Source organism: Pseudomonas sp. NDM (genome assembly GCF_003105095.1).
GTDB lineage: Bacteria > Pseudomonadota > Gammaproteobacteria > Pseudomonadales > Pseudomonadaceae > Aquipseudomonas > Aquipseudomonas moraviensis_A.
The window spans coordinates 1-4072 of sequence record NZ_QETJ01000258.1 but is presented as its reverse complement, the minus strand read 5'-3'; the positions used below and the strand labels follow the sequence as shown (position 1 = coordinate 4072).

General features: G+C 58.7%; 4 protein-coding genes. All 4 read right to left on the bottom strand.

All coding sequences use genetic code 11. The annotated features are described in order from the left end of the window. Nucleotides 1–91: 91 nt before the first annotated feature. The 4 genes from DCO47_RS25995 to DCO47_RS25980 all read right to left on the bottom strand — a co-directional run bounded on the left by DCO47_RS25995 (nucleotide 92) and on the right by DCO47_RS25980 (nucleotide 3946). Nucleotides 92–580 carry an RDD family protein gene (locus DCO47_RS25995; RefSeq protein WP_064365005.1) on the bottom strand — a complete coding sequence of 163 codons (489 nt, stop codon included), beginning with the start codon at nucleotides 578–580 and terminating at the stop codon, nucleotides 92–94. 97 nt (nucleotides 581–677) lie between these two features. Then, nucleotides 678–890, bottom strand: coding sequence for a cold-shock protein (locus DCO47_RS25990; protein ID WP_003227496.1), 213 nt, complete (start codon nucleotides 888–890; stop codon nucleotides 678–680). A 403-nt stretch (nucleotides 891–1293) separates the two neighbouring features. Beyond that, nucleotides 1294–2418, bottom strand: a complete 1125-nt coding sequence (gene gcvT, locus DCO47_RS25985; protein ID WP_116659226.1) for a glycine cleavage system aminomethyltransferase GcvT — start codon at nucleotides 2416–2418, stop codon at nucleotides 1294–1296. Between the two features lie 151 nt (nucleotides 2419–2569). Further along, a complete protein-coding gene (locus tag DCO47_RS25980) occupies nucleotides 2570–3946 on the bottom strand; it encodes an L-serine ammonia-lyase (RefSeq protein WP_116659225.1) in 1377 nt (458 codons plus the stop codon). Nucleotides 3947–4072: the final 126 nt, after the last annotated feature.

Here is a 4072-nt window from a genome sequence, read left to right as displayed (position 1 = left end):
GCGATAGCGGTGTGTCAGTCAGCGATACGTTGACTGACACACCGCTATCGCGAGCAGGCTCACTCCTACATTGGTATTCGGTGTCTGGAAGTTATTTGGCCTTTTTCGGGATCCGCACCACGCGGGTATCCGAATAAATGTCATGCCACGTGCGCTTCTGCTTGTCGAACAGCGACCAGAAGAATCCCAGCCCGATACATAGCCACGACGCAATCGACACCATAAAGCGCAACAGCGCCTGCCACAGGCTGATCGCTGTGCCGTTGGCGTTCTGCACGCGAATGCCCCAGACCTGCATGCCGAGGGTCTGCCCGCCATGGGTCCAGAACTTGGCGAAGAAGCCGAACAACACCAACAGCAGCACTGTGGAGTAGAGCGGATCACCGTCAAGCTGGCCAGCATCGGTCATTGCCCGCAGGCGTTCTTCGCCGATGATCGCGCCCTGGATCAACTTGTAGATGAAGCCGGTGACGATCAGCAGGGCGGTGCACAGCAGGAAGTCGTAGAACATCGCCGCCAGACGACGACCAAGCGCGACAGGAGGGAAGTCCCCTTGGGGCGTGAGCAGGTTTTTCGACATGGCAGCCTCGGGACGCGAATGGAAGCGCCATTTTACGGATTAGCGCGCACAAAAAAGCCCCTGATATCAATATCAGGGGCTTTTTCGTATCAGAAGATCAGGCTTCTGCTTGTACTTCGTCAGCCTGCATGCCTTTCTGGCCCTGCACAGCAACGAAAGTCACTTTCTGGCCTTCTTTCAGGCTTTTGAAGCCGTTGCCCTGAATGGCGCGGAAATGTACGAACAGATCCGGACCGCTTTCTGGAGTGATAAAACCAAAACCTTTCTCGTCGTTAAACCACTTGACGGTACCGCTCTGACGTGTGGACATTTCTTATTTCCTTTGACGCATAAATTGATGACAGCCCCTTTCACATGAAAGAGTACTGGAGCTGGTTGCAAGGAGTAAGAAGACGTCGAGCGGGATGTAGCTAACTTGTAGGCTACTGCCCAGGTCACGATTCCAAGCTGACCCATGCAAACACAGTGGACAAACTCTACGCCAACTACGGGAGAAAAAACAAGCCCCGCGAAGGCCCCGGTTTTACTGCTCTGAACGGCTGTTAGTCAGCTCACTAGTCCAGGCTTAGACGATTGTCTGGTTCTGGTTTTTATAAACGTTATAAGCACCGATCATATTTCACTCGGATGTTAAAAAACGCACTGTTTTATGGCGATTGCGTTACACATTAGTGCACGCATAACGCAATCGCGTTACTTATAGAAACAGTCGATCAACCACGATAGTAGCGTTGTGGAACAAATGGCATTTTGCTTACAAGCATCTGCACCTTTTTCCCACGGACAATGGCCCACACGGGCGTGTCGAGCGCTAAGTAAGCACTGTCGAGGTAACCCATTGCCAACGGCCCGCCCAGGGTCGGACCGAAACCGCCGCTGCAGACACTGCCGATGATCTCGCCAGCCTCGTTGACGATTTCTGCACCTTCACGCACCGGGGTGCGTTCCTGTGGCAGCAGGCCCACGCGTTTGCGTGCGACGCCATTCTGTTGCTGAGCGAAAATCTGCTGCGCGCCGGGGAAACCGCCGGCCCGTGCGCCATCGGCGCGGCGTGGCTTGGAAATCGCCCAGAGCAGGCTGGCTTCGATTGGTGTGGTTTCGGTGTTCATGTCGTGGCCGTACAGGCACAGCCCGGCTTCGAGGCGCAGCGAATCGCGCGCGCCGAGGCCGATGGCCTGGACTTCAGGTTCGGCCAACAGGGCGCGGGCGAGTTTTTCCGCTTCGGCAGCCGGTACCGAGATTTCAAAACCGTCTTCACCGGTGTAGCCCGAACGGCTGACAAAGCAGTCAATGCCGAGCAACGACACACGCTTGAACTGCATGAAGGTCATCTTCGCCACGTCCGGCGCAAGACGCGCCAGCACTGTTACGGCTGCCGGACCTTGCAAGGCGAGCAGGGCGCGCTCCTCGAACAGCGCCGTAATGGTGCACTGATCGCCGATGTATTTGTGCAGATGCGCGAGATCCTGATCCTTGCAGGCCGCGTTGACGACCAGGAACAGCTCGTCATTGCCGAGGTTGGCGACCATCAGGTCATCGAGGATGCCGCCGGTTTCGTTGGTGAACATCGCATAACGCTGCATGCCCACCGGCAAGTCGATGACGTCGACCGGCACCAGGGTTTCCAGGGCTTTGGCAGCGCTGGCACCGGTAAGGCGAATCTGGCCCATGTGCGAGACGTCGAACAGCCCCGCCTGTTCGCGGGTGTGCTGGTGTTCTTTCATCACGCCGAGCGGGTATTGCACGGGCATGTCGTAGCCGGCGAACGGCACCATGCGCGCGCCGAGTTCGAGGTGCAGCGCGTGCAGCGGGGTTTTCGACAGGGTTTCGGTGGACATGCGTAGCTCCTTGGAAATTAGAGTTTGGGGGTAAGAAGCAAGATCAAGATCAAAAGCCCCTCACCCCAGCCCTCTCCCAGAGGGAGAGGGGGCTAAATACATTTCTCTCCCTAGGGGAGAGGTGGTCAATTTCGTTTGGCTTGGTTCGTGATCAGCATTCGATAATGTTGACTGCCAAACCGCCGCGGGCGGTTTCCTTGTATTTGCTTTTCATGTCGGCGCCGGTCTGGCGCATGGTGCGGATGACTTTGTCGAGGGAGACGAAATGCTGACCGTCGCCACGCATGGCCATGCGCACCGCGTTGATGGCTTTCACCGAGCCCATCGCGTTGCGCTCGATGCACGGCACCTGCACCAGGCCGCCGATCGGGTCGCAGGTCAGGCCGAGGTTGTGTTCCATACCGATTTCCGCGGCGTTCTCGACTTGCTGCACGCTGCCGCCGAGCACTTCGCACAGGGCGCCGGCCGCCATCGAACAGGCCACACCGACTTCACCCTGGCAGCCGACTTCGGCGCCGGAGATCGAGGCGTTTTCCTTGTAGAGAATGCCGATAGCGGCAGCGGTCAGCAGAAAACGCACGACGCCGTCGTCATTCGCCCCGGGGATAAAACGCATGTAGTAATGCAGCACCGCCGGAATGATTCCCGCCGCGCCATTGGTGGGCGCGGTAACCACGCGTCCGCCGTTGGCGTTTTCTTCGTTGACCGCCAGTGCATAAAGGTTGACCCAGTCAAGCACCGACAGCGGATCACGCAGGGCCGACTCCGGGTTCTTGCACAATTGCCGATGCAGCGCGGCGGCCCGGCGCTTGACCTTCAGACCGCCGGGCAAAATGCCCTCGTTTCGGCAGCCGGCGGCGACGCAGTCCTGCATCACTTGCCAGATGTTCAGCAGGCCGGCGCGAGTCTCGGCTTCCGGGCGCCAGGCGCTTTCGTTGGTCAGCATCACCTGACTGATCGACAGCCCGTAGGTGCTGCAATGGCCCAGCAAGTCCTTGGCGCTTTTGAACGGGAAAGTCAGCGGCGTGGCGTCTTCGACGATGCGATCGGCACCGGCGGCATCTTCATCGACAACGAAACCACCGCCGACCGAATAGTACTCGCGGCTGCGAATCTGAATTGCGGCCGCATCGAAGGCGCGAAAGATCATGCCGTTGGGGTGGTAGGCCAACGGCTTGCGGATCATTGCCAGATGTTCTTTCTCGTTGAACGCAATGCTGTGCTCGCCGAGCAGATTCAGCCGGCCGTTGCCGCGAATCTCCTGCAAGCGCGCGGCAACGGTTTCGGTGTCGACCGTGTCCGGGTGCTCGCCTTCGAGGCCGAGCAACACGGCTTTGTCGCTGCCGTGACCTTTGCCGGTAGCGCCCAGCGAACCGTACAGCTCGACGCGCACGCTGGCGGTGGTAGCCAGCAGGTTTTCACGGCGCAGACCTTCGGCGAACCGCGCAGCAGCACGCATCGGGCCGACGGTGTGGGAACTGGAGGGACCGATGCCAATCTTGAACAGGTCGAACACGCTTAACGACATGAGTGGTTCTCCGGTTTCTTGTTATGGGGATTGGCAGGTTCGTGCGGCTGACCACATTCCCCTGTAGGAGTGAGCCTGCTCGCGATAGCGGTATGTCAGATAACAATTGAGTCGGCTGATCCACCG